18 protein-coding genes and 1 pseudogene are annotated in these 26,973 nt (G+C 63.1%); 13 read left to right on the plus strand and 6 right to left on the minus strand.

Translation table 11 applies throughout. From position 1 onward, the window contains the following. Nucleotides 1–211: 211 nt before the first annotated feature. A pseudogene (locus AC1ECK_RS29535) lies at nucleotides 212–607 on the minus strand (transposase); the annotation flags it as partial. 409 nt (nucleotides 608–1,016) lie between these two features. Here AC1ECK_RS29535 and AC1ECK_RS29540 point away from each other — a divergent pair. From AC1ECK_RS29540 to rluB, 4 genes are all read left to right on the plus strand, one after another. Next, nucleotides 1,017–1,919 carry a LysR substrate-binding domain-containing protein gene (locus AC1ECK_RS29540; RefSeq protein ID WP_480325561.1) on the plus strand — a complete coding sequence of 301 codons (903 nt, stop codon included), beginning with the start codon at nucleotides 1,017–1,019 and terminating at the stop codon, nucleotides 1,917–1,919. Between the two features lie 151 nt (nucleotides 1,920–2,070). Next, nucleotides 2,071–3,273 (plus strand): pyridoxal phosphate-dependent aminotransferase, encoded by a 1,203-nt coding sequence (locus AC1ECK_RS29545; RefSeq protein WP_480325563.1) that lies wholly within the window; start codon nucleotides 2,071–2,073, stop codon nucleotides 3,271–3,273. A gap of 355 nt (nucleotides 3,274–3,628) precedes the next feature. Continuing rightward, nucleotides 3,629–4,639, plus strand: a complete 1,011-nt coding sequence (gene scpB / locus AC1ECK_RS29550) for an SMC-Scp complex subunit ScpB (RefSeq protein WP_480325565.1) — start codon at nucleotides 3,629–3,631, stop codon at nucleotides 4,637–4,639. 61 nt (nucleotides 4,640–4,700) lie between these two features. Further along, a complete protein-coding gene (rluB, locus tag AC1ECK_RS29555) occupies nucleotides 4,701–6,554 on the plus strand; it encodes a 23S rRNA pseudouridine(2605) synthase RluB (RefSeq protein WP_480325567.1) in 1,854 nt (617 codons plus the stop codon). Nucleotides 6,555–6,675: 121 nt separating this feature from the next. Here the strand turns inward: rluB and AC1ECK_RS29560 are convergent, their stop codons facing one another. After that, a complete protein-coding gene (locus tag AC1ECK_RS29560) occupies nucleotides 6,676–6,897 on the minus strand; it encodes a hypothetical protein (RefSeq protein ID WP_480325569.1) in 222 nt (73 codons plus the stop codon). Nucleotides 6,898–6,995: 98 nt separating this feature from the next. On the opposite strand from AC1ECK_RS29560, the gene rimP reads away from it, so the two are divergent. From rimP to truB, 5 genes are all read left to right on the plus strand, one after another. Further along, the gene (rimP, locus tag AC1ECK_RS29565) at nucleotides 6,996–7,454 is read left to right on the plus strand and encodes a ribosome maturation factor RimP (RefSeq protein WP_137957936.1); all 459 of its coding nucleotides are present in this window, start codon (nucleotides 6,996–6,998) and stop codon (nucleotides 7,452–7,454) included. Then, the gene (gene nusA / locus AC1ECK_RS29570; protein WP_480325570.1) at nucleotides 7,451–8,926 is read left to right on the plus strand and encodes a transcription termination factor NusA; all 1,476 of its coding nucleotides are present in this window, start codon (nucleotides 7,451–7,453) and stop codon (nucleotides 8,924–8,926) included. The genes rimP and nusA overlap by 4 nt, the downstream gene beginning before the upstream one ends. A 94-nt stretch (nucleotides 8,927–9,020) precedes the next feature. Continuing rightward, nucleotides 9,021–11,957: a translation initiation factor IF-2 gene (infB, locus tag AC1ECK_RS29575; protein WP_480325572.1), complete on the plus strand. Its 2,937-nt coding sequence runs from the start codon at nucleotides 9,021–9,023 to the stop codon at nucleotides 11,955–11,957. A 142-nt stretch (nucleotides 11,958–12,099) separates the two neighbouring features. After that, nucleotides 12,100–12,465 carry a 30S ribosome-binding factor RbfA gene (rbfA, locus tag AC1ECK_RS29580; RefSeq protein ID WP_480325574.1) on the plus strand — a complete coding sequence of 122 codons (366 nt, stop codon included), beginning with the start codon at nucleotides 12,100–12,102 and terminating at the stop codon, nucleotides 12,463–12,465. Between the two features lie 49 nt (nucleotides 12,466–12,514). After that, nucleotides 12,515–13,450 (plus strand): tRNA pseudouridine(55) synthase TruB, encoded by a 936-nt coding sequence (gene truB, locus AC1ECK_RS29585; protein WP_480325576.1) that lies wholly within the window; start codon nucleotides 12,515–12,517, stop codon nucleotides 13,448–13,450. A gap of 126 nt (nucleotides 13,451–13,576) precedes the next feature. Here the strand turns inward: truB and AC1ECK_RS29590 are convergent, their stop codons facing one another. The 4 genes from AC1ECK_RS29590 to AC1ECK_RS29605 are packed head-to-tail and all read right to left on the minus strand — an operon-like array spanning nucleotide 13,577 to nucleotide 18,572. Beyond that, the gene (locus tag AC1ECK_RS29590) at nucleotides 13,577–15,139 is read right to left on the minus strand and encodes a DHA2 family efflux MFS transporter permease subunit (RefSeq protein WP_480325578.1); all 1,563 of its coding nucleotides are present in this window, start codon (nucleotides 15,137–15,139) and stop codon (nucleotides 13,577–13,579) included. A 33-nt stretch (nucleotides 15,140–15,172) separates the two neighbouring features. Then, nucleotides 15,173–16,420, minus strand: coding sequence for an EmrA/EmrK family multidrug efflux transporter periplasmic adaptor subunit (locus AC1ECK_RS29595; protein WP_480325580.1), 1,248 nt, complete (start codon nucleotides 16,418–16,420; stop codon nucleotides 15,173–15,175). A 55-nt stretch (nucleotides 16,421–16,475) separates the two neighbouring features. Continuing rightward, nucleotides 16,476–17,999: an efflux transporter outer membrane subunit gene (locus tag AC1ECK_RS29600; protein ID WP_480325582.1), complete on the minus strand. Its 1,524-nt coding sequence runs from the start codon at nucleotides 17,997–17,999 to the stop codon at nucleotides 16,476–16,478. Between the two features lie 54 nt (nucleotides 18,000–18,053). Continuing rightward, nucleotides 18,054–18,572: a MarR family winged helix-turn-helix transcriptional regulator gene (locus AC1ECK_RS29605; protein WP_480325584.1), complete on the minus strand. Its 519-nt coding sequence runs from the start codon at nucleotides 18,570–18,572 to the stop codon at nucleotides 18,054–18,056. 397 nt (nucleotides 18,573–18,969) lie between these two features. On the opposite strand from AC1ECK_RS29605, the gene typA reads away from it, so the two are divergent. The 4 genes from typA to lpdA all read left to right on the plus strand — a co-directional run bounded on the left by typA (nucleotide 18,970) and on the right by lpdA (nucleotide 26,956). Beyond that, entirely contained in the window at nucleotides 18,970–20,796 is a 1,827-nt protein-coding gene (gene typA, locus AC1ECK_RS29610) for a translational GTPase TypA (protein ID WP_480325587.1), read from the plus strand. 325 nt (nucleotides 20,797–21,121) lie between these two features. Continuing rightward, on the plus strand, nucleotides 21,122–23,983 hold the full coding sequence (locus tag AC1ECK_RS29615) for a 2-oxoglutarate dehydrogenase E1 component (protein WP_480325589.1): 2,862 nt from the start codon (nucleotides 21,122–21,124) through the stop codon (nucleotides 23,981–23,983). A 123-nt stretch (nucleotides 23,984–24,106) separates the two neighbouring features. Beyond that, complete coding sequence (gene odhB, locus AC1ECK_RS29620; RefSeq protein WP_480325591.1) at nucleotides 24,107–25,387, plus strand: 2-oxoglutarate dehydrogenase complex dihydrolipoyllysine-residue succinyltransferase; 1,281 nt, start codon at nucleotides 24,107–24,109, stop codon at nucleotides 25,385–25,387. Nucleotides 25,388–25,525: 138 nt separating this feature from the next. After that, nucleotides 25,526–26,956: a dihydrolipoyl dehydrogenase gene (lpdA, locus tag AC1ECK_RS29625; RefSeq protein WP_480325593.1), complete on the plus strand. Its 1,431-nt coding sequence runs from the start codon at nucleotides 25,526–25,528 to the stop codon at nucleotides 26,954–26,956. The last annotated feature ends 17 nt before the right edge of the window (nucleotides 26,957–26,973 follow it).

The following is a 26,973-nucleotide window of genomic DNA, read 5'->3' on the forward strand; positions in this document are numbered from 1 at the left end:
AAAGCGTGCTGTAAGTAATCGTAAATGGATGTATCACGGTAGCCCGGCATCCTGACGGTCGCAGGCACGGCGCGGCGCTGATGGGCAGCGTGACGCACACGTCCGCCGCGTCGCAGGCACGCCGTCGCCGGTGCGGCCTTGGCCGGATTCCGACGCTCGGATAGACACCGGGCGCCCATGGGCGCCCGGTGGCAAAACTCCAGCAGTGTCAGGCCATCTTGACTGGTGCGCGCCAGGATTCCGGATTGGTCCAGAAGGCGCCACGCAGACGGTCGCGGCTCGGCGGTGCAGGCGGCTTGGCAGCCGTCGCGCCGATACGGCCGCGCAGCGAGATTTCCCGGCCGCTCGTGCCGAGCCGCTTCACTATTTCGGCGAGCGTGCCGTCGGCTTGCCACTCGTCAAAGCGGCGGCGGCACGTCGGCGGCGAGGGGTAGCGACCCGGAAGCTTGGACCAGCCTTCTCCTGTCGACAGCACCCACAGGACCGCATTGACAACCGCGCGTGCTTCCACGCGTGGCCGGCCGCGTCGTTCGCTCCGTGCTGGCTCCGCACAGAACAACGCCTCGACCAGCGCCCACTCGTTGTCTCTCAAATCGTCGAACAGCATCATGTCTCACCTCAGCGAAGCTAACTCCGGTGCGCTGCCCCGCGCCGCGCACTCTCCATGCACTCAATCCTGAGTGCCAGGCGGGGTCGGGCTTGCCACGGTTCTGGTTGTGCAGTCAGGTCCATGGCGCCGACCCAGTGCGCATCCAAATGCACGAAGCGTGCCACCTTATTAAAAACTACCTCGAAGCCCCGTAAGTTCGGGCCAGCGCGGGCGTTAGTCAGGGGCGTATAAGAATCCAAAAAACCCGTCCCGCAAATCGGGACAATCACCAATCTTGTGCAATCAAGCCCGCGCAGCGTGCGTTTGCGCCTTATTGCTGCATCGCAGCGAAACAATCGATAGTGAGCGGAGTGTTAAAAGTAACAATACAATGCTCATCAAATGCCACTATTGATGAGATGCTCAAATGAATGTCACGCTCCGCCAGCTAAGGGTTTTCATTGAGGTCGCACGCTTGCAGAGCTTTAGCCGCGCGGGCGACGAGATCGGGCTGACCCAGTCGGCCGTGAGTCGTTGCGTGCGGGAACTGGAGGCGGAAATCGGTCTGAAGCTGATCGACCGCACCACTCGCGAGGTGCAGTTGACCGACGTGGGCGGCAACCTGGTCTCGAGCGTGTCGCGCCTCCTGGCCGATCTCGACGCTGCGCTGCGCGAGATCCGCGAGATCGGCGAGCAGCGGCGCGGGCGCGTGGTGGTGGCCGCGAGCCCCACGGTGGCTTGCCGGCTGATGCCGCAGGTGGTGGCCGCGTGCGGGCGGCAGTTTCCGTTCATTACGATGGGGCTGCGCGACGATGTGCAAAGCGATGTGATCCGCAAGGTCAAATCGGGCGAGGTGGATTTCGGCGTTGTCATCGGCCCGTTCGCCGCGGACGATCTGCTGAGCGAGCGGCTGATGACGGATTCTTTCTGTCTGGTGTCGCGCGCTGATCATCCGCTGGCTGGGCAGCAGAAGGTCGCGTGGACGGATATCGAGGGGCAGCGGCTCGTCATGCTCGATTACGCATCGGGTAGCCGGCCGATTATCGACGCCGTCATGAACGATCACGGCGTGAGCGCCAGTGTGGTGCAGGAACTGGGGCATTCGGCCACCGTGTTCGGACTGGTGGAGGCGGGGGTGGGCGTGAGCGTGTTGCCGTGGCTGGCGTTGCCGTTGCCGGCCGATACCTCGCTGGTCGCGCGGCCGCTAGTGCCGCGTGCGGAACGCACGATCGAAATGGTGCGGCGGCGCGACCGCTCGCTCTCGCCGGCTGCGGAGGCGGTATGGAGCCTGATCCGGCAGTTGCCGGCGCGGGCGGAGGATCTGCGCTAGGGCGCGGCGCGGTAGGCGGTGTCTGCACTGCGTCCTGAAAACGCGCCGCGCGCTAAACTCTCGTTTTACCTGGCGTATGCCGCTGCGGCACGTCAGTAAGCGCACGTCACACGACCTGCTGTCACCCGAACCCATCTGTCTGGATGTCTTGATGAGCGAATCCGATCTGCCCACGCCCCTTTTGCCGAACGCGCGCGATGCCGTGCGCGCGTTACGGTCGTCCCAGATTCGTGAGGTGGCGAACGCCGGGTTCGGTGTCGAAAACGTGCTGCCGTTCTGGTTCGGCGAGTCCGACCGCGTGACGCCGGAATTCATCCGCACGGCGGCAAGCGAGGCGCTCGCCGCGGGCGCGACCTTCTATACGCACAATCTGGGCATCGCGCCGCTGCGCGCGGCGCTCGCCGATTACGTCACGAGCCTGCATGGCACGACTTCGGTCGACCACATCGCGGTCACGAGCGCAGGCGTCAACGCCTTGATGCTGGCCGCCCAACTGGTGGTGGGCGCGGGCGACCGGGTGGTCGCGGTCACACCGTTGTGGCCGAACCTGGTGGAAATCCCGAAAATTCTCGGCGCCCGTGTCGAGACCGTCGCGCTCGGCTACGGTGAACAAGGCTGGGCGCTTGACCTCGAGCGCCTCCTGAGCGCGCTCACGCCCGATACGAAAATGCTGTTGCTCAACTCGCCGAACAATCCGACCGGCTGGGTGATGAGCGCCGCACAGCAGCGCACGGTACTCGAGCATTGTCGCCGCCACGGCATCTGGATCGTTGCCGATGAGGTCTACGAGCGCCTTTACTATGCCGACGATGCGGCGCCGAGCGCGCCGTCCTTTCTCGATCTGGCGACGCGCGACGAGCGCGTGATCTGCGTGAACTCGTTCTCGAAGGCATGGCTGATGACCGGCTGGCGGCTCGGCTGGATCGTCGCCCCGGCCGCGTTGATGGACGACCTCGGCAAGCTGGTCGAATACAACACCTCGTGCGCGCCGGCGTTCGTGCAACAGGCGGGCGTCGCCGCCGTGCAGCACGGCGAGCCGTTCACACGGCAACTGGTGGCGGACCTGAAGGCCTCGCGCGATCACCTGGTCGGCGCCTTGTCCGCGCTCCCGGGCATCGACGTGAAGACGCCACCCGGTTCGATGTACCTGTTCTTTTCACTGCCTGGCGCGGCGCGCAGCCTGGCGCTGTGCAAGGCGCTGGTGCGCGAAGTGGGGCTCGGCCTTGCCCCGGGCAGCGCCTTCGGTCCGCAAGGCGAGGGCTTCGTGCGCTGGTGCTACGCTTGCGATACAGTCCGGCTGGACGCCGGCGTCGCACGGCTGCAGCAGTTTCTTGGCCGCCATCTGGAAGGCTGAGGTGCACCGTTGGTTCGCGCCTGGCTCACAGATGGCGGTTCGCCTGGCGCCGTGGGTCCTTTGCATTGGATTTGACGCTTTTTGAACCTATTCGGCATGAACGGCTGAAAACGCGGGAATCAGCGGGATTTCGTCTTTACGCACCGAATGTTTTTGCGTAATATGGCGTTCAGTCACGCGATTCCCTTCAGGAATATCGCTGCTCCGTCCGGCTGGGTTTGGCTCGATTGCCTGTTTCGCCTCCCCCCGGTGCGTGCTCCCATCAATATGACCGATCAGAATCGGGCGAGCGCGTCTTCAGTTCCATATCGTCTGTTTGATCCGGTTCTTTGACCACAGGGTCTGACCTAGCTGCATGAATACCCAAGAGGCGAAGATCGTCCTCGAGACTGCCTTGATCTGCGCGCAGGAGCCTTTAAAGCTCGGTGAGCTGCGCAAGCTCTTTGCCGACGGCGTGTCGGCAGATACGGTTCGCACGTTGCTCGAGGACCTGAAGCAGGATTGGTCCGGACGAGGTGTGGAACTGGTCGGGCTGGCGTCGGGCTGGCGTTTTCAAAGCAAGCCCGCGATGCGTTCGTATCTGGATCGTCTGCATCCCGAGAAGCCGCCGAAATATTCGCGCGCCGTTCTCGAGACGCTGGCGATTATTGCGTATCGGCAACCGGTTACACGTGGCGATATCGAAGAGATTCGCGGCGTGACCGTGAACACGCAGGTGGTGAAGCAACTCGAGGATAGGGGCTGGATCGAAGTGATCGGCCATCGTGATGTGCCGGGCCGTCCCGCGCTGTACGCGACCACCCGGCAGTTTCTGGACGACCTCGGTTTGAGGGCGCTCGACGAATTGCCGCCGCTCGACGACCCGTCGGCGCAACTGAATGCGGACCTGCTCGGTCAGCATGCGATCGAGTTTCCGGACGCCGTGGCGCAGGATGGCGCGGAGCCGTCGGCCGAAGAGCCTGCGATCGTCGAGTCGTCAGCCGAACAGCTGGCGGCCGGTGAGCAGGCCGCCGAGCCCGCCACGGCGCAACATGCGGATGAGGCAGCGCCCGCGGAAACGGAAGCAACTGAGGTTGCAGAGGCGGGCGCCGCAACCGTCGGCGTCGCAGCCGGAGAAACACACGCTGAACCGCATGCCGCCGCAGGTGCTGGTGAGGCAACTGCCGAGACAGCGTCGGAGGCAACACAAGATCAGGACCCGGTCTCCCAGGCCGGTCCCGCAATACCCGCGCACGACCCGGGCGAGCTCCGTACCACGGAGTACGCCGTCGAGTCGAACCCGGCAGACGATCCGGAAGATCGTCACGATGCCGCACAGGACGCGGGCGTACTGACCGACGACGAAAACGAGTCGCACAGCGCCTGACGTAACCGAACTTTTGCCGCGCCCGCAATGGGCGCGCGCGACCTGACACTTTGAGGTTGTTTTGACAGATACCCACGATACCGATTCGTCCGAATCCGAGCACGCCGTGCACTCCGCGCGCGCCGGCGAAACGCGTACTTCGCAAACGTCCGCGGGCGAGTCCGATCGTCCGGCGCACGCTGAAGGCGCCGAGGGCGAAGAACGTCCGCGCCGCGGACTGCGCCGCGGGCCGCGTAGCCTGATCGCGCGGCGTCGCGCGGGGGCGAAGAACAAGGCTGCGGAAGGAGCAACTGAGCCGGTCGTGACCGAAGCGCCGCCGGACGGCGAAGTGGTCGCGCAGGTGCGCATGCCGCGCAAGGAACCGGGCGCGAAGGGCCAGGGGCAGCGCCGCAACGCGGGCGCCAAGCGCGAAGGCGCGGCGAACCGTGAGGGCGGCCCCCGCGAGGGCGGGGCACCTCGCGAGGGTGGCCCCCGCGAAGGCGGCCGGGCGCGCCAGAACCGTCGCGGCGAAGCGCCGGCAGCGGTTGCGGAAGCCGCCCAGGACGATCTGTTTTCGTACGTCACATCGCCCGCGTTCGATGCGGATAACAGCACCACCGGCGGCGTGCGCGCCCCGATGCTGCGCCGTGGCAAGCCGGCCGCGCCCAAGCGCGTGCTGTCGCCGGACGACGACGCGCCGAAGCTGCACAAGGTGCTCGCCGAAGCCGGCATGGGCTCGCGCCGCGACATGGAAGAGCTGATCATTGCCGGCCGCGTTTCGGTCAACGGCGAGCCGGCCCATATCGGCCAGCGCATCATGCCGACCGATCAGGTGCGCATCAACGGCAAGCCGGTCAAGCGCAAGCTGCAGAACAAGCCGCCGCGCGTGCTGCTGTATCACAAACCGACCGGCGAAATCGTCAGTCATGCCGATCCGGAAGGCCGTCCGTCGGTGTTCGACAAGCTGCCGCCGATGAAAACCGCCAAGTGGCTCGCGGTCGGCCGCCTCGACTTCAACACCGAGGGCCTGCTGATGCTGACCACCTCAGGCGATCTGGCGAACCGTTTCATGCATCCGCGTTACAGCGTCGAGCGTGAGTATGCGGTGCGCGTGGTCGGCGAGCTGGCCGAAGGGATGCGCCAGAAATTGCTGCACGGCGTCGAGCTGGAAGATGGTCCGGCGAACTTCCTGCGCATCCGCGATGGCGGTGGCGAAGGCACCAATCACTGGTATCACGTTGCGCTGGCTGAAGGTCGTAACCGCGAAGTGCGCCGCATGTTCGAAGCGGCCGGTCTGATGGTTAGCCGCCTGATCCGTACCCGCCACGGCCCGATCTCGTTGCCGAAGGGCCTCAAGCGCGGCCGTTGGGAAGAACTCGAAGACAATCAGGTGCGTAGCCTGATGGCGTCGGTCGGCCTGAAGGTCGCCAGCGAAGAGAAGGGCGGCCGCAACGCGGCGCCCGAGCGCAAGCAGCCGGATCCGATGCAGACCTCGATGGGCTTCATCAATCGCGAGCCGGTGCTGATGTCGCACGGCCGCTTCGACCAGCAGCCGCCGCGCGGTGGCCAGCGTCGCGGCGCAGCCGGTGGCGGCTTCGGCGGTGGCGCGGGCTCCGGCTTCGGTGGCGGCTATGGCCGTGGTGCAGGTCGCGGCGCGAGCGGCGGTTTCTCGGGCCCGATGAGCAGCGGCGGCGGTGCGAATGCGCCGCGCGGCGGCCGCGACGTGGACGGCAATCGTGCGCCGTCGGGCAATGGCAATCGCCCGGCAGGTGGCGGCAAGCGGGCTGCCGCAGCGGGCGGTGGCAATCCCCGCAGCGGCGGCCGCGGTCCGGGCGCCAGTAATCGCAGCGGCAACCCGAACCGCTCGGGCGGCGGCAATCCGAACGCCGGCGCAAATCGCGGCGGCGCGCCGCGCGGACGCTCGCGTGGCCGGTAACGCGGCGTAACAGGGCAGCATACAGGCGCAAGGTGAGGGCCGGGGTAAAACCCGGTGCAACATTCGGGGCAAGATGGGGGCAAGACCCATCGCGCGATCGCGTCCCGCAACCTGCGCCGAATCATGTGCGAAAGCCTCCGTCCGGACAAAAGATTGCAGTGAAATCAAGCGGAAATGCCGGTTTTATGCATTCCGCCGGTTTGCGTTTGTCCTGAAAAATGGCTACAATCGCAGAGTCGCTGGGCGTGCGGCTTTTTATATGCGGCTCAGATGCGACCACCGGCAATAAGATGATGGGCGTTTCGCCCATTTTTTTTTGCCGCTTCAGTTTGTGGTTCGGCATCTCGGGTAGCAGGAACGTGCGCCGGCTTGGCGCGCGGCCCGCAGGTTGTTTGCAGGTAAAACCGGCAGGCTTGCCGCGCGAACATCTTAGAGGGCACTGTGCAACTGACGGAACTGATTGAAACCACGGTCGTGGGCCTCGGCTACGAGCTCGTCGAACTTGAGCGCACCGGGCGCGGCATGCTGTGTATCTACATCGACCAGCCGGCCGGTATCGCAATCGAAGATTGCGAAAAGGTCACGCGTCAGCTCCAGCACGTTCTGACGGTCGAAAATATCGATTACGAGCGGCTTGAAGTGTCGTCGCCCGGTCTCGACCGCCCGCTGAAAAAACTGGCGGATTTCGAACGCTTCGCAGGCAGCGAAGTGGCAATTACATTGAAAAAGCCATTGGACGGACGGAAATCGTACCGGGGCATTCTGCATGCTCCGCAAGGCGAGACGATCGGTCTGGAATTTGAAGGGAAGGAAGGCGCCGCGATGCTCGATTTCACGCTCGCGGACATCGATAAAGCACGCCTCGTTCCGAAAGTTGACTTTAGGAGCCGCAAACAATGAGTCGCGAAGTGTTGATGCTGGTGGATGCGCTGGCACGCGAGAAGAACGTCGATAAAGACGTGGTATTTGCCGCGCTCGAAGCGGCTCTCGCTTCGGCCTCCAAGAAACTCTTCGAAGAAGATGCGGATATCCGCGTCCATATCGACCGTGAAAGCGGCGAGCACGAAACGTTCCGCCGCTGGCGCGTGGTGCCGGACGAAGCCGGTTTGCAAGAGCCGGATCAGGAAATCCTGCTGTTCGAAGCGCGTGAGCAGAAGCCCGACGCGCAGCTCGACGAGTACATCGAAGAACCGGTGCCGTCCATCGAATTCGGCCGCATCGGCGCGCAGGCCGCCAAGCAGGTGATCCTGCAGAAGGTGCGCGACGCCGAGCGCGAGCAGATCCTGAACGACTTCTTGGAGCGCGGCGAGAACATCATGACCGGGACGGTCAAGCGCCTCGACAAGGGTAATTTCATCGTCGAGTCGGGCCGTGTTGAAGCGCTGCTGCGCCGCGACCAGCTGATTCCGAAGGAAAACCTGCGCGTGGGCGACCGCGTGCGCGCTTATATCGCCAAGGTCGATCGCACCGCTCGGGGTCCGCAGATCGAACTCTCGCGCACGGCGCCCGAGTTCCTGATGAAGCTGTTCGAGATGGAAGTGCCGGAAATCGAGCAGGGTCTGCTCGAAATTAAGGCTGCCGCACGCGATCCAGGCGTGCGCGCCAAGATCGGCGTGGTCGCTTATGACAAGCGCATCGATCCGATCGGCACCTGCGTCGGCATCCGCGGTTCGCGCGTGCAGGCTGTGCGCAACGAGCTCGGTGGCGAAAACGTCGACATCGTGCTATGGTCGGAAGATCCCGCCCAGTTTGTGATCGGCGCGCTCGCGCCGGCAGCCGTGCAGTCGATCGTCGTCGATGAAGAAAAGCATTCGATGGACGTCGTCGTCGACGAGAACGAACTGGCGGTCGCAATCGGCCGTAGCGGCCAGAACGTGCGTCTTGCCAGCGAACTCACCGGCTGGCAGATCAATATCATGACGCCGGACGAATCTGCGCAAAAGCAGAATCAGGAACGCGGTGTTCTGCGTGACCTGTTCATGGCGCGTCTCGATGTCGACGAAGAAGTGGCTGACATCCTGATCGACGAGGGCTTTACGAGTCTCGAAGAGATCGCTTATGTGCCGCTCAACGAAATGCTCGAGATCGAAGCGTTCGACGAGGATACCGTTCACGAACTGCGCAATCGCTCACGCGATGCACTGCTGACGATGGCGATCGCGAACGAAGAGAAGGTCGAAAATGTCGCGCTCGACCTGAAGAGCCTGGACGGCATTGACGCCGACCTGCTCGCCAGGCTGGCTGAACATCAGATTCACACGCGTGACGAACTGGCCGAGCTGGCTGTAGATGAATTGGTCGAAATGACCGGAATGGAAGAGGATGCCGCTAAGGCGTTGATCATGAAAGCACGTGAACATTGGTTCCAGTGAGAAATGACCATGGCGCACTAAATTGAACGCGGCCGTCAGGCCGCATGACCCGATGCTAACCGCAAGGAATCGGTCCTTGCATTAAGAGGAATGAATGGCGAGTAACAACGTAGCCCAATTTGCCGCGGAACTGAAAATGCCTGCCGGCGTGCTGCTCGAGCAGCTGCAGGCGGCGGGCGTCACCAAAGCGAGCGAAGACGACACCCTGTCCGAAACGGACAAGGCGCGTCTGCTCGACCACTTGCGCAAGTCTCACGGCTCGACTGATGCGGACAAGCGCAAGATTACGCTTACGAAACGGCATACGTCGGAGATCAAGCAATCCGACGCGACGGGTAAGGCTCGTACCATTCAGGTCGAGGTGCGCAAGAAGCGCACGTTCGTCCGCCGCGACGAAGCGGGTGGCGAAAGCGGCGATGCATCGATTCATGTAGCCGAGGCCGAGATCGATACGGATGATCTCGAACTTCAACGCCGCGAGGAAGAAGCGCGTCACGAAGCCGAGCTGCTCGAAAAGCAGGCTCAGGAACTGAAAGCGCGCCAGGAACAGCTCGAGCGCGAAGAGGCCGAGCGCCAGGCACGCGAGCAGGCTGCCGAAGCCGAGCGCCGCCGTGCGGAAGAGGAAGCGGCGAAAAAGCGTGCTGCTGCCGCAGCGGAAGCGGCTGCGCAGAAGAAGGCCGAGCAGGTCGTGCAAGCGGTAGAGCCCGCCGCCGCACCGGCTGCCGCGAGCGAGCAGGATGACGAACGCGCTGCAGCCGAACGTGCCGCGCAACGCGAAGCCGCGAAGAAGGCGGAAGACGCAGCGCGTCAAGCCGCGGAAAAGACGCGCGCCGAGCAGGAAGAAATCAGCAAGCGCCGCGCCAAGGCAGAAGCCGAAGCGCGTGCAATTCGCGAGATGATGAACACGCCGCGCAAGGCCCAGGTGAAGGCGCCGGAACCGGCGCCGGCGGCCAAGCCTGTCGTCGAGGCGCCCAAGGCTGTGGAAGCCAAGGGCACGCTGCACAAGCCGGCCCGTCCGGCCGGCGAAGCACCGGCCCGTCCGGCAGCGAAGAAGCCGGCAGCGGCGGCACCGGCTGCCACCACCGCGCCGTCGGCTGGCGACAAGAAGAAGCCGGGCGCAGGCAAGGGCGGCTGGCAGGACGACGCAGCGAAGCGCCGCGGCATCAAGACGCGTGGTGATACGAGCGGCGGTGTCGATCGCGGCTGGCGCGGTGGGCCGAAAGGCCGCGGCAAGCATCAGGATCAGAACACCACGTTCCAGGCGCCGACCGAACCGATCGTGCGTGAAGTGCACGTGCCGGAAACCATTACGGTTGCCGATCTGGCCCACAAGATGGCCGTGAAGGCGTCGGAAGTCATCAAGTCGATGATGAAGCTCGGCCAGATGGTCACCATCAACCAGATGCTGGATCAGGAAACGGCGATGATCATCGTCGAAGAACTGGGCCACCACGCAGTTGCGGCCAAGCTGGACGATCCGGAAGCCATGCTGGTCGAAGGCGAAATTTCCGACGCGGAACTGCTGCCGCGTCCGCCGGTTGTGACCGTCATGGGTCACGTCGACCATGGCAAGACGTCGCTGCTCGACTACATCCGCCGCGCCAAGGTCGCAGCGGGTGAAGCGGGCGGGATTACGCAGCACATCGGCGCTTACCACGTGGAAACACCGCGCGGCGTCATCACGTTCCTCGACACCCCGGGTCACGAGGCCTTCACGGCCATGCGTGCTCGCGGTGCCAAGGCAACCGACATCGTGATTCTGGTGGTCGCAGCCGACGACGGCGTGATGCCGCAGACGAAGGAAGCGATCGCTCACGCGAAGGCCGGCGGTGTGCCGCTCGTCGTCGCGATCAACAAGATCGACAAGCCGGATGCCAATCTGGAGCGCGTGAAGCAGGAACTCGTCGCCGAAGGCGTCGTGCCGGAAGAATACGGTGGCGATTCGCCGTTCGTGCCGGTGTCGGCCAAGACTGGCGCGGGCATCGACGATCTGCTCGAAAACGTGCTGCTGCAAGCCGAAGTGCTGGAACTGAAGGCACCGGTCGAAGCACCGGCCAAGGGTCTGGTCATCGAAGCGAAGCTCGATAAGGGTAAGGGTCCGGTCGCAACGATCATGGTCCAGTCGGGTACGTTGAACCGCGGCGACGTTGTGCTGGCAGGTAGCGCTTATGGCCGCGTGCGCGCCATGCTCGACGAAACCGGCAAGCCGACCAAGTCGGCCGGCCCATCGATCCCGGTTGAGATTCAAGGTCTGTCGGAAGTGCCGCAGGCCGGCGAAGAAGTCATCGTGATGCCGGATGAGCGCAAGGCACGTGAAGTCGCGCTGTTCCGTCAAGGCAAGTTCCGCGACGTCAAGCTGGCCAAGCAACAGGCCGCCAAGCTCGAGAACATGTTGGAACAGATGGGCGAAGGCGAAGTGCAATACCTGCCGCTTATCGTCAAGGCCGACGTGCAAGGCTCGCAGGAAGCGCTGGTGCAATCGCTACAAAAGCTGTCGACCGACGAAGTGCGTGTGCAGATCGTGCATGGCGCGGTGGGCGGCATCAGCGAAAACGACGTCAACCTGGCAACGGCTTCGAAGGCGGTCATCATCGGCTTCAACACCCGTGCGGACGCTCAGGCTCGCAAGCTGGCGGAAGCCAACGGCATCGACATTCGCTACTACAACATCATCTATGACGCTGTGGATGAAGTGAAGGCTGCGATGTCGGGCATGCTGGCACCGGAGAAGCGCGAAGTCGTGACCGGTATGGTCGAAGTGCGTCAGGTCTTCAAGGTACCGAAGGTCGGCGCAGTGGCCGGCTGTATGGTCACGGACGGTTTCGTCAAGCGCTCGTCGTCGGTGCGCGTACTGCGCAACAACGTCGTGATTCACACGGGCGAGCTCGATTCGCTCAAGCGCTTCAAGGACGACGTGAAGGAAGTGCGTCAGGGCTTCGAGTGCGGGATGTCGATCAAGAACTTCAACGACATCGTCGAAGGCGATCAGTTCGAAGTCTTCGAAGTCACCGAAGTCGCGCGTACGCTGTAATTCAGGCGCAACGCTGAAGGGGCGGAGCGGGCGCTTGAGCCCCTCCGCCCCTTGTTTTTGTGCCTGTCGTTTGCGCGCGCCGCCTCCCGCGGCTGACGCGCAAACCTCATTGCCATCCGCTCAAACGGATCACGGATTCACCATGCCTAAGAAACGTACTTCTCCCAATCGCAACGTGCAGATCGCCGACCAGATCCAGCGCGATCTGTCCGAGCTGCTGCGCGAGGTCAAGGACCCGCGCATCGGCATCGTCACGATTCAAAGCGTCGAGTTGACGCCGGACTACGCGCACGCGAAGGTCTACTTCACGACGCTGACCGGCGACCCGCAACAGACGCTCGAAGCGCTGAGTCACGCGGCCGGTCATCTGCACAACCAGTTGTTCAAGCGCCTGCATATTCACACAGTGCCGACGCTGCATTTCCACTATGACAAGACGATCGAACGGGCCGTGGAGATGTCGCGCCTGATCGACGAGGCGAACGCGAACCGCGCCAAAGAAGACTGAGTGCGCGGTTTGCTATGTAGCTGATTTTTGTTCGTCCTCACTCTCTGATATGACCGCACCTCAACGGCCCCGTGTGCCGCGTCGCGCGCTCGACGGTGTATTGTTGCTCGACAAGCCTATCGGCCTGTCGAGCAACGACGCGCTGATCCGGGTGAAGCGCCTTTATCTGGCGAAGAAGGCGGGCCATACCGGCACGCTCGATCCGCTCGCTACCGGTTTGCTGCCGCTGTGTTTCGGCGAAGCGACCAAGTTCTCGCAGGACCTGCTCGAAGCCGACAAGACTTACGAGGCCACCATGCGCCTCGGTATCCGCACGGCCACTGGCGACGCTGAAGGCGAGGCGGTCGAAACGCGTGAGGTGAGCTGCGACGAGGCGGCGGTCGTGGCGGCAATGGCACGCTTTCGCGGCGATATCGTGCAGGTGCCGCCGATGTATTCGGCGCTGAAGCGCGACGGCAAGCCCTTGTACGAGTACGCCCGGGCGGGCCAGACAGTCGAGCGGGAAGGGCGCCAGGTCACGATCCTCGCGCTGGAGATGCTGGCGTGCGCGCTGCCCGACGTAACGTTTCGCGTGACCTGCAGCAAAGGCACGTATGTGCGCACGCTGGCTGAGGATATCGGCGAGGCGCTGGGTTGTGGCGCGCATCTGGTTGCGTTGCGGCGTACCGGCGTCGGTGCGTTGACGCTGGAACATGCGGTGACGCTCGATGTGTTGTCCGACGCCGCCGAAGGCGAGCGCGACCAATGGCTGCAGCCGGTCGATGCCCTGCTGTCGACTTTCCCGGCGGTGCAGCTCGATGCTGAAGCGACACGGCGGTTCCTGCACGGTCAGCGCTTGCGGATCGCGGATCTGGAGTTGAGCGGCGAGGCGGCAAACGCCGAGCGCGTGCGAGTCTATGCGGCAGAAGGGAGATTGCTGGGCGTCGCGAAGCTGGGCGAGGGCGTGCTTGCGCCCGAGCGGCTGGTGGTGACTGCGGCGAGCTAGAGCGCGACTCGTGCGAAACAAAAATGGCGGTACCGCATCACTGCGGTACCGCCATTTTCTTTGCTGCACGAACGCTGCGGAGACGGCGCGTTAAGCCTTCCTAAGCACCGCCCACCCCATCAGATATCAGTGCGCCGCCGCGGCTGCCGCACCGGCATCGCCGCCCGCGCGCTCGGGCTTGGTGATCCAGATCAGTGCAATCAGCGCGATAAAAATCCCCGCCGAGATAAAGAACAGATCGTTCACGCCCAACTGCGCGGCCTGCTGCGACGCCATGTTGTTGAACAGGCCGTACGCTTGCGGTTGATTGAAACCGGCCGCACCCATCTGCCGGATCGATTGATCGAACACCGGGTTATACGCATTGGCCTGCTCTGTCAGTTGCGCGTGATGCAGGATGGTGCGGTGATCCCAGGCTGTCTGGAAAATCGACGTGCCGATACCGCCGCACATGATCCGCACGAAGTTCGACAAGCCCGACGCCGCCGGAATCCGGTTGCCCGGCAGGCCGGACAAGGTGATCGACACAAGCGGAATGAAGAAGCCTGCCATGCCGATACCCTGAATCAACGTAGGCAGCAGCAGCGAGTATTCATCCACGCCGGTTGTGTAGCGTGAGCGCATCCAGAAGCACAGCGCAAACACGAGGAACGACAAGGTGGCGATATAGCGGGGATCTGTACGCGGCAGAATCTTGCCGGTGACCGGCGACAGCAGCACCGCGAACAGCCCGACCGGCGCCATCACCAGGCCGGCATCCGTCGCCGTGTAGCCGATGTCGGTCTGCAACCACAGCGGCAACAGCACGAGATTGCCGAAATAGAGCCCATAGCCGATCGACAGCGCAATCGTGCCGCCCGTGAAATTACGCTTGCTGAACAGCGACAGGTCGACCACCGGATGCTCCGCGGTCAACTCCCAGACAATGAAGAACGCGAGCGCGATGACCGCGGTCAGCGCCAGCACCACGATCGTGGTCGATGAGAACCAGTCGAGGTCCTTGCCCTTGTCGAGCATCACCTGCAGCGAGCCGACCCAGACAATCAGCAAGCCGAGTCCCACCCCGTCGATCGGCGCTTTGCGGATCACCGAATCGCGATTGCGGAAGATCGACCATGTCGCGATGGCGGCAATCGTGCCGACCGGAATGTTGACGTAGAAGATCCACGGCCACGAGATGTTGTCCGAGATCCAGCCGCCCAGAATCGGCCCCGCCACCGGCGCGATCAGCGTGGTCATTGCCCACATGGAAAGCGCCATCGGCGCCTTTGCGCGCGGATAGCTGGCGAGCAGCAAGGTCTGCGACAACGGAATCATCGGCCCGGCCACCGCGCCTTGCAGTACGCGCGAGGCGAGCAGGAAGGGCAGCGTCGGCGCGAGGCCGCACATCCATGACGAGATCACGAACAGGACGATCGACGCCATGAACAGGCGCACCTGGCCGATGCGCTCGGTGAGCCAGCCGGTCAGCGGCACGGAGATTGCGTTCGCCACGGCGAACGAGGTGATCACCCAGGTGCCCTGATCGGAAGAAACGCCCAGATCCCCGGAGATGGACGGGATCGACACGTTCGCAATCGAGGTGTCGAGCACGTTCATAAAAACGGCGAGCGACACCGCGATGGTGCCGATCACCAGTTGCGCGCCCTCTAACGGCGGATGAGGGACTTGCGCTTGAGCCTGAGCCATGAAGTAGAAACCTTGTTGGAACGCGGCGCAGCCTTACATTGCCTTGGTCGGTGCCTTCGTGTCGCGGGAGGCCGACTTCTGTGCACCACCGCTTTGGCTGGTGCTTTGTCCCGCATTAGAACCGGCATTTTCAGCAATGATGCGGGCGATTTCGGCGTCGGCCTGGTCGCCGTACTTGTCGAACACGTTGGTCTGATAGACCGTGTTCTGTGCATCGCCCAGTTGGCCGCCGTTTTCGTCCTTGATGCTGACGTCGACGTTCATCGAGAGGCCGATCCGCAGGGGATGATTTTCGAGCTCTTGCGGGTCGAGGGCGATCCGCACCGGCAGGCGCTGCACCACCTTGATCCAGTTACCGGTCGCGTTCTGTGCCGGCAGCAGCGAGAAGGCCGAACCCGTGCCTGCCGAGAAGCCCACCACCTTGCCGTGGAACACGACCGACGAGCCGTACACGTCGGCCGTCAGTTCGACCGGCTGGCCGATGCGCATATGCTTCAGTTGCACTTCCTTGAAGTTCGCGTCGACCCATACGCCATTCAGCGGCACGATGGCCATCAGCGGATTGCCCGGCGAGACGCGCTGGCCGACTTGCACCGAGCGCTTTGCGACGTAGCCGGTGACCGGCGCCGGCAGCGTGTTACGCGCATTGGCCAGATAGGCGTCGCGGACCTTGGCGGCGGCAGCTTCCACGTTCGGGTGGTCGGCGATCGTCGTGTTGGCGGTCAGCGCGCGGTTCGAGGCGAGCTGTTGCTTGGCGGCGTCGAGCGCGGCCTGGGCGCTCTTCACGGCGTCGCGGGCGTGGGAGATTTCTTCCTGCGACACGGCGCCGGTCTGGGCCACCATCATGCGGCGGCGCAGGTCGTCCTGGGCACGCGACAGATCCGCTTCACGCACTTCCACCTGAGCCTGGTACTGGTTGTCGTCGGCGAACAGGCCGCGCACCTGGCGCACCACCTGGCCGAGATTGGCTTCGGACTGTTGCAGCGCGACGCGTGCGTCGGCCGGGTCCAGCACGACGACCGGGTCGCCGGCCTTCACCGTCTGGGTGTCGTCGGCATTGACCGCGATGACCGTGCCGGTCACTTGCGGCGTGATCTGCACGACGTTGCCGTTCACATACGCATCGTCGGTCGACTCGTGGAAGCGCGCCACGAGGAAGTAGTACAGCCCGTAGGCGATCGCGGCAATCAGGATCACGATGACGAGCAGCGTCATCATGCGCTTGCGTTTACCGTTGTTGGCCGCTTGCGCGCCGGCGGCAGGTTGCTGGGGGGTGCTCATTGATATGCTCCGTATTCTCTCAATCTGCGTCGTTTATTCGGATGGGCAGTCGGCTTCAGTTCGCCGCGGCCTGCGTGGCCGGTACGGCGGAGGCGGCTGACGCTGCCTTGGCATCGGTCGGGACAACGAGGCCGGTTTGCGTCGCGTCGAAGCCGCCGCCGAGCGCCTTGATGAGGCCGATCTGCATGTCACGGCGTCTCATCTTGAGGTTCGTCACCGTCTGTTCGGCGGCGAGGCGGTTCTGGTCGGCGGTCAGCACCTGCAGTTGCTCCGAAAGGCCAGCCTTATAGCGGATCACAGCCAACTGGTATGCCTTGGTCGAGGCGTCGAGCGCCCGCTGCGCGTCGCCCGACTGCTGGTCGATCGAGCGGATCGTCGCGATTTGCGTCGCCACGTCCGACAGCGCGTTGATCAGCGTCTGGTTGTAGTTCGCCACATCCAGATCGAAATCGGCGTAACGGCCCTTCAATTGTGAGCGCAATGCGCCGGCGTCGAAGATCGGCAAGTGGATCGCCGGGCCGAACTGCATGTTACGGCTCGACGCGGTCAGGAATTTGCCCCAACCGAACGCATCGAAGCCCAGGCCCGCCGATAGATTGATGTCCGGGAAAAACTCCGCCTTGGCTTCCTTCACGTCGTGCATCGCAGCTTCGACCTGCCAGCGTGCCGCCACGATATCCGGGCGGCGTGACACCAGATCGGCAGGCACGTTATCCGGCAGCGTGACAGCGTTGCCGGTCGTCAGAACCGGCTTGGCGATCTGCATGCCGCGGTCCGGCCCCTTGCCGAGCAGGGCGCCCAACTGATAGCGCGCCACGGTGATCTGGCCGTCGAGGTCGGTCAGGTTGGACTGGGTCGTCGCGATATTGCCCAACGCGGTCTGTTTCTCGACGTTGGTGTCGAGCCCGGCTGTGACGCGGCCGTTGGTAATCCGGCTGATGTCCTGGCGATTGTCGATTTCCCGCGCGGCGATATCGCGCAGCGCATACAGTTGCGCGAGCTGGTTGTAGGTGCTGGCAACCGACGCGGCGAGCGTCACGCGCGCCTGCTGCATGTCCGCTTCCGCCGCTTTTTCCTGCGACACCGCCTGGCCGAGGCGCTGCCGGTTCTTGCCCCACAGGTCCAGATCCCACGAGGCGCTCGCCAGTGCGTTGTTTTCGCTATACCAGGTGCCGCCGTAGGGCGGCGGGTAGATCGAGTTTGCCGAGAAGATCTCGCGGTTCCACGAATAGCTGCCGTTCACCTTCGGATACAGCGCCGAGCGCGAGCTTTCGATGTACGACGACGCCTTGGCGATACGCGCTTGCGCCTGGGCGATCGACGGGCTGCCCTCCAGTGCTTCCGCGATCAGTTGCGGCAGTTGCGGGTCGCCGAACTGGTTGGCCCAGTCGAGCGAAGGCCACTGGCCGTCTTGCGACGGCAGGCTCTGGTTCGACTCGTACTGCGCCGGCGACGACATCTGCTTGTCGCTCTTGATACCAATGTAGTTCGCGCACCCTGTAAGGGCGAGCGCCGCCACCGCTGCGGTGACGGCGGCCCGGCACGACAGTGCGGGCGCGGACAGGGAAAGGGATTTCATCGCTCGACTCTTTTTGAGTGTCAGTGGAATGTAATGATGGACGTTGCAATCAGGTTATGACGATTTGCTGTCAATATTGATTGTCGTGTCACGGGTTATGCCCGATAAATCGCAGCCGCTGTTGGTCAGCACGCGGCGCAGCATGCTCTTCAGAAAACCGACTTCTTCGGGCGTGAAACCGGCCAGCAGGCCGTCCATCACGCCGTTGAAAATTGCCGGCATGCGCCTGGCAATACTATGGCCTTCGGGTGTCAGGGCGAGCCGGACGACCCGCCGGTCTTCGCTGCTGCGCACCCGGCTCAGCAGGCCGCGCTTCTCCAGCCGGTCGACGAGGCGCGTGACCGCGCTCGCGTCGATGCCGTATTCACGGGCCAGTTCAGCCGCGAGCAGGCATTTTCCGCTGGCCACCATGAACAGGATACTGGCTTGCTGGCTGGTGATGCCGAGCTCCGCCATGGTGCGTTGCGTCACAAGGTTCGACGCGGTCGATTTCACGCGCGAAATCAGATAGCCGACGCTTTCGCCTAGCTGATAGGCACTGATTTCCGGCGACATTTGGGTCTGATCCGTCATGATTCTCATGCGACTGCAATGGTTGACTAAGCAGGATTATACGGGTCGGTTAGTTGACGCGGCAAGCGTTATTGCAGCTTAGGCAAGGATCTATACCCACTCAAGCTATTAAATGTTGGAGGCCGCGGTGGGAAAATCGGGCCCGAGGGGCGCGCCAGCGCTGGCGGGTACGGCCGGCGAAGCGGGGCCGCGCGGCTGACGCTCGGCAGCAATGAAACGTAAGGAAAAGTGTGTCCCGATGTCGGGATGGGCGGAGTGGGATGCAGCGGAATAAGGGAATACCAGAGAACCTTAATCTCTGCGTGCTATAATTTTGGGTTCCCAAAAGTGCGCTTTGGGCTTTGTTGGCTTTGTACACAATGCTGCTGCTGGCGCACTCAACTGTCCCCAGGTTCCTATGACCCGCGCCCTACGCAACATCGCCATTATTGCCCACGTCGACCACGGCAAGACTACGCTCGTCGATCAGCTTCTCCGTCAGACCGCCACGTTCCGCGACAACCAGCAGGTTGCCGAGCGCGTGATGGACTCGAACGACATCGAAAAGGAGCGTGGCATCACGATCCTGTCGAAGAACTGCGCGGTCGAGTACGAAGGCACGCACATCAACATCGTCGACACGCCGGGCCACGCCGACTTCGGCGGTGAAGTGGAGCGCGTGCTGTCGATGGTCGACTCGGTGCTGCTGCTGGTCGACGCCGTCGAAGGCCCGATGCCGCAAACGCGCTTCGTGACGAAGAAGGCGCTGGCCCTCGGCCTGAAGCCGATCGTGGTGATCAACAAGGTTGACCGTCCGGGCGCGCGGATCGACTGGGTGATCAACCAGACCTTCGACCTGTTCGACAAGCTGGGTGCGACGGACGAGCAACTCGACTTCCCGATCGTCTACGCATCGGGCCTGAATGGCTACGCGGGCTTGACCGCGGACGTGCGCGAAGGCGACATGCGCCCGCTGTTCGAGGCCGTGCTGGAACACGTGCCGGTCCGTGATGCCGATCCGGAAGCGCCGCTGCAATTGCAGATCACGTCGCTGGACTATTCGTCGTACGTGGGCCGTATCGGCGTGGGCCGTATCACCCGCGGCCGTATCAAGCCGGGCATGGCAGTCGCCGTGCGTTCGGGCCCGGATGGCGCGATCCTCAACCGCAAGATCAACCAGGTGCTGTCGTTCAAGGGGCTCGAGCGCGTTCAGGTGGACTCGGCTGAAGCCGGCGACATCGTGCTGATCAACGGTATCGAAGAAATCGGTATCGGCGTGACCATCTGCGCACCGGAAGCCCCGGAAGCGCTGCCGATGATCACGGTGGACGAGCCGACCCTGACGATGAACTTCCTCGTGAATTCGTCGCCGCTGGCCGGCCGTGAAGGCAAGTTCGTGACGAGCCGTCAGATTCGCGACCGCCTGTTCAAGGAACTGAACCACAATGTCGCGCTGCGCGTGAAGGAAACCGGCGACGAAACCACGTTTGAAGTGGCAGGCCGCGGCGAGCTGCACCTGACCATTCTGGTGGAAAACATGCGCCGCGAAGGCTACGAGCTGGCCGTGTCGCGTCCGCGCGTGGTGATGCAGGAAATCGACGGCGTGAAGCACGAGCCGTACGAAAACCTAACCGTCGACATGGAAGACGGCCACCAGGGTGGCGTGATGGAAGAGCTGGGTCGCCGTAAGGGCGAAATGCTCGACATGGCGTCGGACGGCCGTGGCCGCACGCGTCTCGAGTATCGTATTTCGGCGCGTGGCCTGATCGGCTTCCAGTCGGAATTCCTGACGCTCACGCGCGGCACGGGCCTGATGAGCCACACGTTCGACTCGTATCAACCGGTCAAGGACGGCGCGGTCGGCGAGCGTCGCAACGGCGTGCTGATTTCGCAGGACGACGGTGCGGCGGTTGCGTACGCGCTGTGGAAGCTGCAGGATCGCGGCCGCATGTTCGTGTCGCCGGGTGAGCCGCTGTATGAAGGCATGATCATCGGCATTCACAGCCGCGACAACGATCTGGTCGTCAACCCGATCAAGGGCAAGCAGCTTACCAACGTGCGTTCGTCGGGTACCGACGAAGCGGTGCGCCTCGTGCCGCCGATCCAGATGTCGCTCGAATACGCGGTGGAATTCATCGACGACGACGAACTGGTCGAAGTCACACCGCAATCGATCCGTCTGCGCAAGCGCTACCTGAAGGAACACGAGCGCCGCAGCGCGAGCCGCAAGGGCGCGGTGGACTAATCCACGCGCTTCTATCGTGCAACGCAACACAAAAGCCGCCTTCGGGCGGCTTTTGTTATTTCCGGTCCCACGACTACTCCAGGGATTCGTGAAGAACACTGTTTCGTTTCCTGGAAAGGTCCGCGAAAGCCCGTCAGGAAAGGCTTCCGCGGCACTGTGCCTGCTATCTGCACTATCTGTTATGTGATATGCTTCCGCGGATGCAAGTTAAGGTCCTTCCAAGCAAGACTTGATTCGCGCAATCCGCCAAACGGTCAGGCCGTGTCGCGGAAGGTTTGAGTAACCCGCTATTTCTCGAGAAACTCGAAGAAAGGTGAGCGTAAACATGATGAAGCAATTCCAGTCGAACTCCTATCTGTTCGGCGGCAATGCTCCGTACGTAGAAGAAATGTACGAAGCGTATCTCGATAATCCGGCGTCAGTGCCCGAGAACTGGCGTGTGTATTTCGACGCGTTGCAGAACGTTCCTGCATCGGATGGCAGCAATGCCAACGACGTGGCCCATGGCCCGATCGTCGAGTCATTTGCACAACGGGCCAAGGCGAATGCCTTCATCCCGCGCACCGCAACGGGTGGCGAAGACCTCGCTACCGCGCGCAAGCAAGTCTATGTGCAGTCCCTCATCGGCGCGTATCGCTTCCTTGGCACGCAATGGGCCAATCTCGATCCCCTGAAGCGCCGCGAACGTCCCGCTATTCCCGAACTTGAACCTGCGTTCTACGACTTCACCGAAGCCGACATGGACCAGGAATTCAGCGCGACCAACCTGTACTTCGGGTTCGAACGCGCGTCGCTGCGCGAGATCGTCAAGGCGCTGCGCGACACGTATTGCGGCACGATCGGTGTCGAATACATGTACCTCAGCGATCCGGAACAGAAGCGCTGGTGGAAAGAGCGGCTCGAGTCGATCCGCTCCACGCCGAACTTCTCGGCTGACAAGAAGAAACACATTCTGAACCGCTTGACCGCCGCTGAAGGCCTCGAGCGCTTCCTGCACACCAAGTACGTCGGCCAGAAGCGCTTCTCGCTCGAAGGCGGCGAAAGCTTCATCGCCTCGATGGACGAAGTCGTGCGTCACGGCGGCGCCCGCGGCGTGCAGGAAATCGTCATCGGCATGGCCCACCGCGGCCGTCTGAACGTGCTGGTCAATACGCTCGGCAAGATGCCGGCGGACCTGTTTGCCGAATTCGAAGGCAAGCACGTCGACGATCTGCCGGCCGGCGACGTCAAGTACCACAAGGGTTTCTCGTCGGACGTTTCGACCGAAGGCGGCCCGGTTCACCTGTCGCTCGCGTTCAACCCGTCGCACCTCGAAATCGTCAACCCGGTGGTCGAAGGTTCGGCCAAGGCCCGTATGGACCGCCGCGGCGACGACAGCGGCCTGCAAGTGCTGCCGGTGCAGATCCACGGCGACGCGGCTTTCGCCGGCCAGGGCGTCGTGATGGAAACGCTGAACCTCGCGCAAACGCGTGGTTACGGCACGCACGGCACGCTGCACATCGTCATCAACAACCAGATCGGCTTCACCACGTCGGACCCGCGCGACTCGCGCTCGACGCTGTACTGCTCGGACGTCGTCAAGATGATCGAAGCACCGGTGCTGCACGTCAACGGTGACGATCCTGAAGCAGTGGTGCTGGCTACGCAGCTCGCTATCGACTTCCGGATGCAGTTCCACAAGGACGTCGTCGTCGACATCGTCTGCTTCCGCAAGCTCGGTCACAACGAGCAGGACACGCCGGCTGTCACGCAGCCGCTGATGTACAAGACGATTGCGAAGCACCCGGGCACGCGCGCACTGTACGCCGAAAAGCTGGTGCAGCAAGGCGTGATCACGGCTGCCGACGCGGATGAGTTCGTCAAGGCCTACCGCAAGGCGATGGACGAAGGCCATCACACCGTCGATCCGGTGCTCTCGAACTACAAGAGCAAGTACGCGGTGGACTGGGTTCCGTTCCTGAACCGCAAGTGGACCGACGCGGCGGATACCGCAGTTCCGCTGGCTGAGCTGAAGCGCCTCGCTGAGCGCATCACCACGATTCCGGAAAACTTCAAGGTGCACCCGCTCGTCGAGCGCGTCATCAACGACCGTCGCGCGATGGGCCGTGGTGAAGCGAAGCTCGACTGGGGCATGGGCGAACACCTGGCATTCGCGTCGCTGGTCGCATCGGGCTATGCGGTGCGCCTGACCGGTCAGGACTCGGGCCGCGGCACGTTCACGCACCGTCACGCCGTGCTGCACGATCAGAACCGCGAACGCTGGAACGACGGCACGTACGTGCCGCTGCAGAACATCGCTGAAGGTCAGGCGAAGTTCACGGTGATCGACTCGGTGCTGTCGGAAGAAGCCGTTCTGGGCTTCGAATATGGCTACTCGACCGCTGAACCGAATACCTTCGTCGCATGGGAAGCGCAGTTCGGCGACTTCGTGAACGGCGCGCAAGTCGTGATCGACCAGTTCATCTCGTCGGGCGAAGTGAAGTGGGGCCGTGTTTCGGGTCTCACGATGCTGCTGCCGCACGGCTACGAAGGCCAGGGTCCGGAGCACTCGTCGGCACGTATCGAACGTTTCCTGCAACTGTGCGCAGACCACAACATGCAGGTCGTTCAGCCGACCACGCCGGCGCAGATTTTCCACCTGCTGCGCCGTCAGATGATCCGCCTGTTCCGCAAGCCGCTGATCGTCGCTACGCCGAAGTCGCTGCTGCGTCACAAGGAAGCCGTGTCGGACCTGTCCGAACTGGCGAAGGGCGCGTTCCAGCCGATCCTCGGCGAAATCGACGAGGCCATCGAAGCGAAGAAGGTCAAGCGCGTGGTGGCCTGCTCGGGCCGCGTGTACTACGACCTGCTGGCACATCGCCGCGAAGCGAAGGCCAACGACGTCGCGATCATCCGTATCGAACAGCTCTATCCGTTCGCGCACAAGCAGTTCGAAGCGGAAATGAAGAAGTACGACAATGCGACCGAAGTGGTCTGGGTGCAGGACGAGCCGCAGAATCAGGGCCCGTGGTTCTACATCGAGCATCACCTGAAGGAAGGCATGAAGGAAGGACAGAAGCTGGCCTATAGCGGCCGTCCGGCTTCGGCTTCGCCGGCAGTTGGGTACTACGCGAAGCATTACGAGCAGCAGAAGGCGCTGGTTGAAGGTGCATTCGGCCGTCTGAAGAGCGCGTCGATCGCTAAATAACTTATTGAACCGAACCGGGAAAGCGCAGGGCGCTTTCCCGCACCGCATCTGACGGCTCTCGCGCCGCAGATCAGGGTTCGCAGACGGTTCGTTGTCACCAGATACGTATTCAGGAAAATCACAATGGCTATTGTAGAAGTCAAGGTCCCCCAGCTGTCGGAGTCGGTGTCGGAAGCCACCATGCTGCAGTGGAAGAAGAAGCCCGGCGAGGCTGTCGCAGTTGACGAAATCCTCATCGAAATCGAGACCGACAAGGTCGTGCTCGAAGTGCCGGCTCCCGCGGCTGGCGTGCTCGCGCAAGTCATCTCCAACGACGGCGATACCGTCACCGCTGATCAGGTGATCGCCAAGATCGACACGGAAGGCACCGCTGGCGCCGCTGCTGTCGAAGCAGAAGTGAAGCCGGCTCCGGTTGCCGCCGCGGCACCCGCAGCAGCACCGGCTGCTCAAGCCGCATCCGCAACGGGTGCGAGCACGGCCGCTTCGCCGGCCGCCGCCAAGCTGATGGCGGAAAAGAACCTGGCATCGGGCGACGTCGCCGGCACGGGCCGCGACGGCCGCATCACCAAGGGTGACGTGCTGACCGCCGGCGCCGCTCCGGCGCCGGCCAAGGCTGCGCCGGCACCGGCTGCCGCACCGAAGGCTGCCAAGCCGTCGCTGCCGGACGTCAAGGCTCCGGCCTCGGCCGAAGCGTGGCTCAAGGACCGTCCGGAACAACGCGTGCCGATGTCGCGTCTGCGCGCGCGTATCGCCGAGCGTCTGCTCGAGTCGCAGCAAACCAACGCCATCCTCACGACGTTCAACGAAGTGAACATGGCGCCGGTGATGGACCTGCGCAACAAGTACAAGGACAAGTTCGAGAAGGAACACGGCGTGAAGCTCGGCTTCATGTCGTTCTTCGTCAAGGCCGCGGTCCACGCACTGAAGAAGTTCCCGCTGGTGAATGCCTCGATCGACGGTAACGACATCGTCTATCACGGCTACTTCGACATCGGTATTGCGGTCGGTTCGCCGCGTGGCCTGGTGGTGCCGATCCTGCGCAACGCAGATCAGCTAAGCCTCGCGGAAATCGAAAAGAAGATTGCTGAATTCGGTCAGAAGGCCAAGGACGGCAAGCTGTCGATCGAAGAAATGACCGGTGGTACGTTCTCGATCTCGAACGGCGGTGTGTTCGGCTCGATGCTGTCGACGCCGATTATCAACCCGCCGCAATCGGCGATTCTGGGCGTGCACGCCACCAAGGAACGCGCTGTGGTCGAAAACGGCCAGATCGTGATCCGCCCGATGAACTACCTGGCGCTGTCGTACGACCACCGCATCATCGACGGTCGCGAAGCAGTGCTGTCGCTGGTCGCCATGAAGGACGCGCTGGAAGACCCGGCGCGCCTGCTGCTCGACCTGTAAGCGTCGGTCCACCCGGCGCCGGCCTGGGCCTTGCCGGCCGGCGCCATCCAGGTAGCACGTCTCCAGCATTCGGCAGTATCGGAGTGACGCGCGCCACGAAGCGTGGCCGCGCGTCGTTCCGTCATCAAAAGGATTGTCATGTCCAAAGAATTCGACGTCGTCGTGATCGGTGCCGGTCCCGGCGGCTACATCGCAGCTATCCGCGCTGCGCAGCTCGGCAAGACCGTTGCCTGTATCGAGAAGTGGAAGAACCCGGCCGGCGCGCTGAAGCTCGGCGGCACCTGCCTGAACGTGGGTTGCATCCCGTCGAAGGCGCTGCTCGCGTCGTCCGAAGAATTTGAAAACGCGCAGCACCACCTCGCCGACCACGGTATCAACGTGTCGGACGTGAAGCTCGACATCACGAAGATGCTGGCCCGCAAGGAAGGCATCGTCGAGAAGATGACCAAGGGCATCGAATTCCTGTTTCGCAAGAACAAGATCACGTGGCTCAAGGGCCATGGCAAGTTCACCGGCAAGACCGACGCCGGCGTGCAGATCGAAGTGAGCGGCGAAGGCGAAACCGAAGTCGTCACGGCAAAGAACGTAATCATCGCCACGGGTTCGAAGGCGCGTCACCTGCCGGGCATCCCGGTCGACAACAAGATCGTTGCCGACAACGAAGGCGCATTGAGTTTCGACTCCGTGCCGAAGAAGCTGGCCGTGATCGGCGCCGGCGTGATCGGTCTGGAACTGGGCTCGGTGTGGCGCCGTCTGGGCGCTGAAGTCACGGTGCTCGAAGCGCTGCCGGAATTCCTCGGCGCCGCTGATCAGGCGCTCGCGAAAGAAGCGGCCAAGCAGTTCAAGAAGCAGGGCCTCGACATCCACGTGGGTGTGAAGGTCGGCGAAGTCACCACGACTGACAACAGCGTCACGCTGAACTACACGGACAAGGACGGCAACGCGCAGAAGCTGGAAGCGGACCGCCTGATCGTGTCGATCGGCCGCGTGCCGAACACCGATAACCTCGGTCTCGAAGCGATCGGTCTGAAGGCCAACGAACGCGGCTTCATCGACGTGGACGACCACTGCGCCACGGCAGTGCCGAACGTGTACGCGATCGGCGACGTGGTGCGTGGCCCGATGCTCGCGCACAAGGCGGAAGATGAAGGCGTGCTGGTGGCCGAAATCATCGACGGTCAGAAGCCGCACATCGACTACAACTGCATTCCGTGGGTGATCTACACCGAACCGGAAATCGCGTGGGTCGGCAAGACGGAGCAGCAACTGAAGGCAGAAGGCCGCGAGATCAAGACGGGACAGTTCCCGTTCATGGCCAACGGCCGCGCCCTCGGCATCAACAAGGCGGATGGTTTCGTCAAGATGATCGCCGACACGAAGACCGACGAGCTGCTCGGCGTGCACATCATCTCGGCCAACGCATCGGACCTGATCGCGGAAGCCGTGGTGGCGATGGAATTCAAGGCGGCGTCTGAAGACATCGGCCGCATCTGCCATCCGCACCCGTCGTTGTCCGAAGTGATGCGCGAAGCGGCGCTCGCCGTGGACAAGCGCGCGCTGAACATGTAATCACGCGCACGCCTGAC

The sequence above is a fragment of the Paraburkholderia sp. SSBN10T genome, from assembly GCF_056619545.1.

Coding starts and splice junctions, on each gene's coding strand:
- AC1ECK_RS29540 (WP_480325561.1), top strand. CDS start 1,017: ATGAATGTCACGCTCCGCCAGCTAAGGGTTTTCATTGAGGTCGCACGC.
- AC1ECK_RS29545 (WP_480325563.1), top strand. CDS start 2,071: ATGAGCGAATCCGATCTGCCCACGCCCCTTTTGCCGAACGCGCGCGAT.
- scpB (WP_480325565.1), top strand. CDS start 3,629: ATGAATACCCAAGAGGCGAAGATCGTCCTCGAGACTGCCTTGATCTGC.
- AC1ECK_RS29560 (WP_480325569.1), bottom strand. CDS start 6,897: ATGCCGAACCACAAACTGAAGCGGCAAAAAAAAATGGGCGAAACGCCC.
- nusA (WP_480325570.1), top strand. CDS start 7,451: ATGAGTCGCGAAGTGTTGATGCTGGTGGATGCGCTGGCACGCGAGAAG.
- infB (WP_480325572.1), top strand. CDS start 9,021: ATGGCGAGTAACAACGTAGCCCAATTTGCCGCGGAACTGAAAATGCCT.
- rbfA (WP_480325574.1), top strand. CDS start 12,100: ATGCCTAAGAAACGTACTTCTCCCAATCGCAACGTGCAGATCGCCGAC.
- truB (WP_480325576.1), top strand. CDS start 12,515: ATGACCGCACCTCAACGGCCCCGTGTGCCGCGTCGCGCGCTCGACGGT.
- AC1ECK_RS29590 (WP_480325578.1), bottom strand. CDS start 15,139: ATGGCTCAGGCTCAAGCGCAAGTCCCTCATCCGCCGTTAGAGGGCGCG.
- AC1ECK_RS29595 (WP_480325580.1), bottom strand. CDS start 16,420: ATGAGCACCCCCCAGCAACCTGCCGCCGGCGCGCAAGCGGCCAACAAC.
- AC1ECK_RS29600 (WP_480325582.1), bottom strand. CDS start 17,999: ATGAAATCCCTTTCCCTGTCCGCGCCCGCACTGTCGTGCCGGGCCGCC.
- AC1ECK_RS29605 (WP_480325584.1), bottom strand. CDS start 18,572: ATGACGGATCAGACCCAAATGTCGCCGGAAATCAGTGCCTATCAGCTA.
- typA (WP_480325587.1), top strand. CDS start 18,970: ATGACCCGCGCCCTACGCAACATCGCCATTATTGCCCACGTCGACCAC.
- AC1ECK_RS29615 (WP_480325589.1), top strand. CDS start 21,122: ATGATGAAGCAATTCCAGTCGAACTCCTATCTGTTCGGCGGCAATGCT.
- odhB (WP_480325591.1), top strand. CDS start 24,107: ATGGCTATTGTAGAAGTCAAGGTCCCCCAGCTGTCGGAGTCGGTGTCG.
- lpdA (WP_480325593.1), top strand. CDS start 25,526: ATGTCCAAAGAATTCGACGTCGTCGTGATCGGTGCCGGTCCCGGCGGC.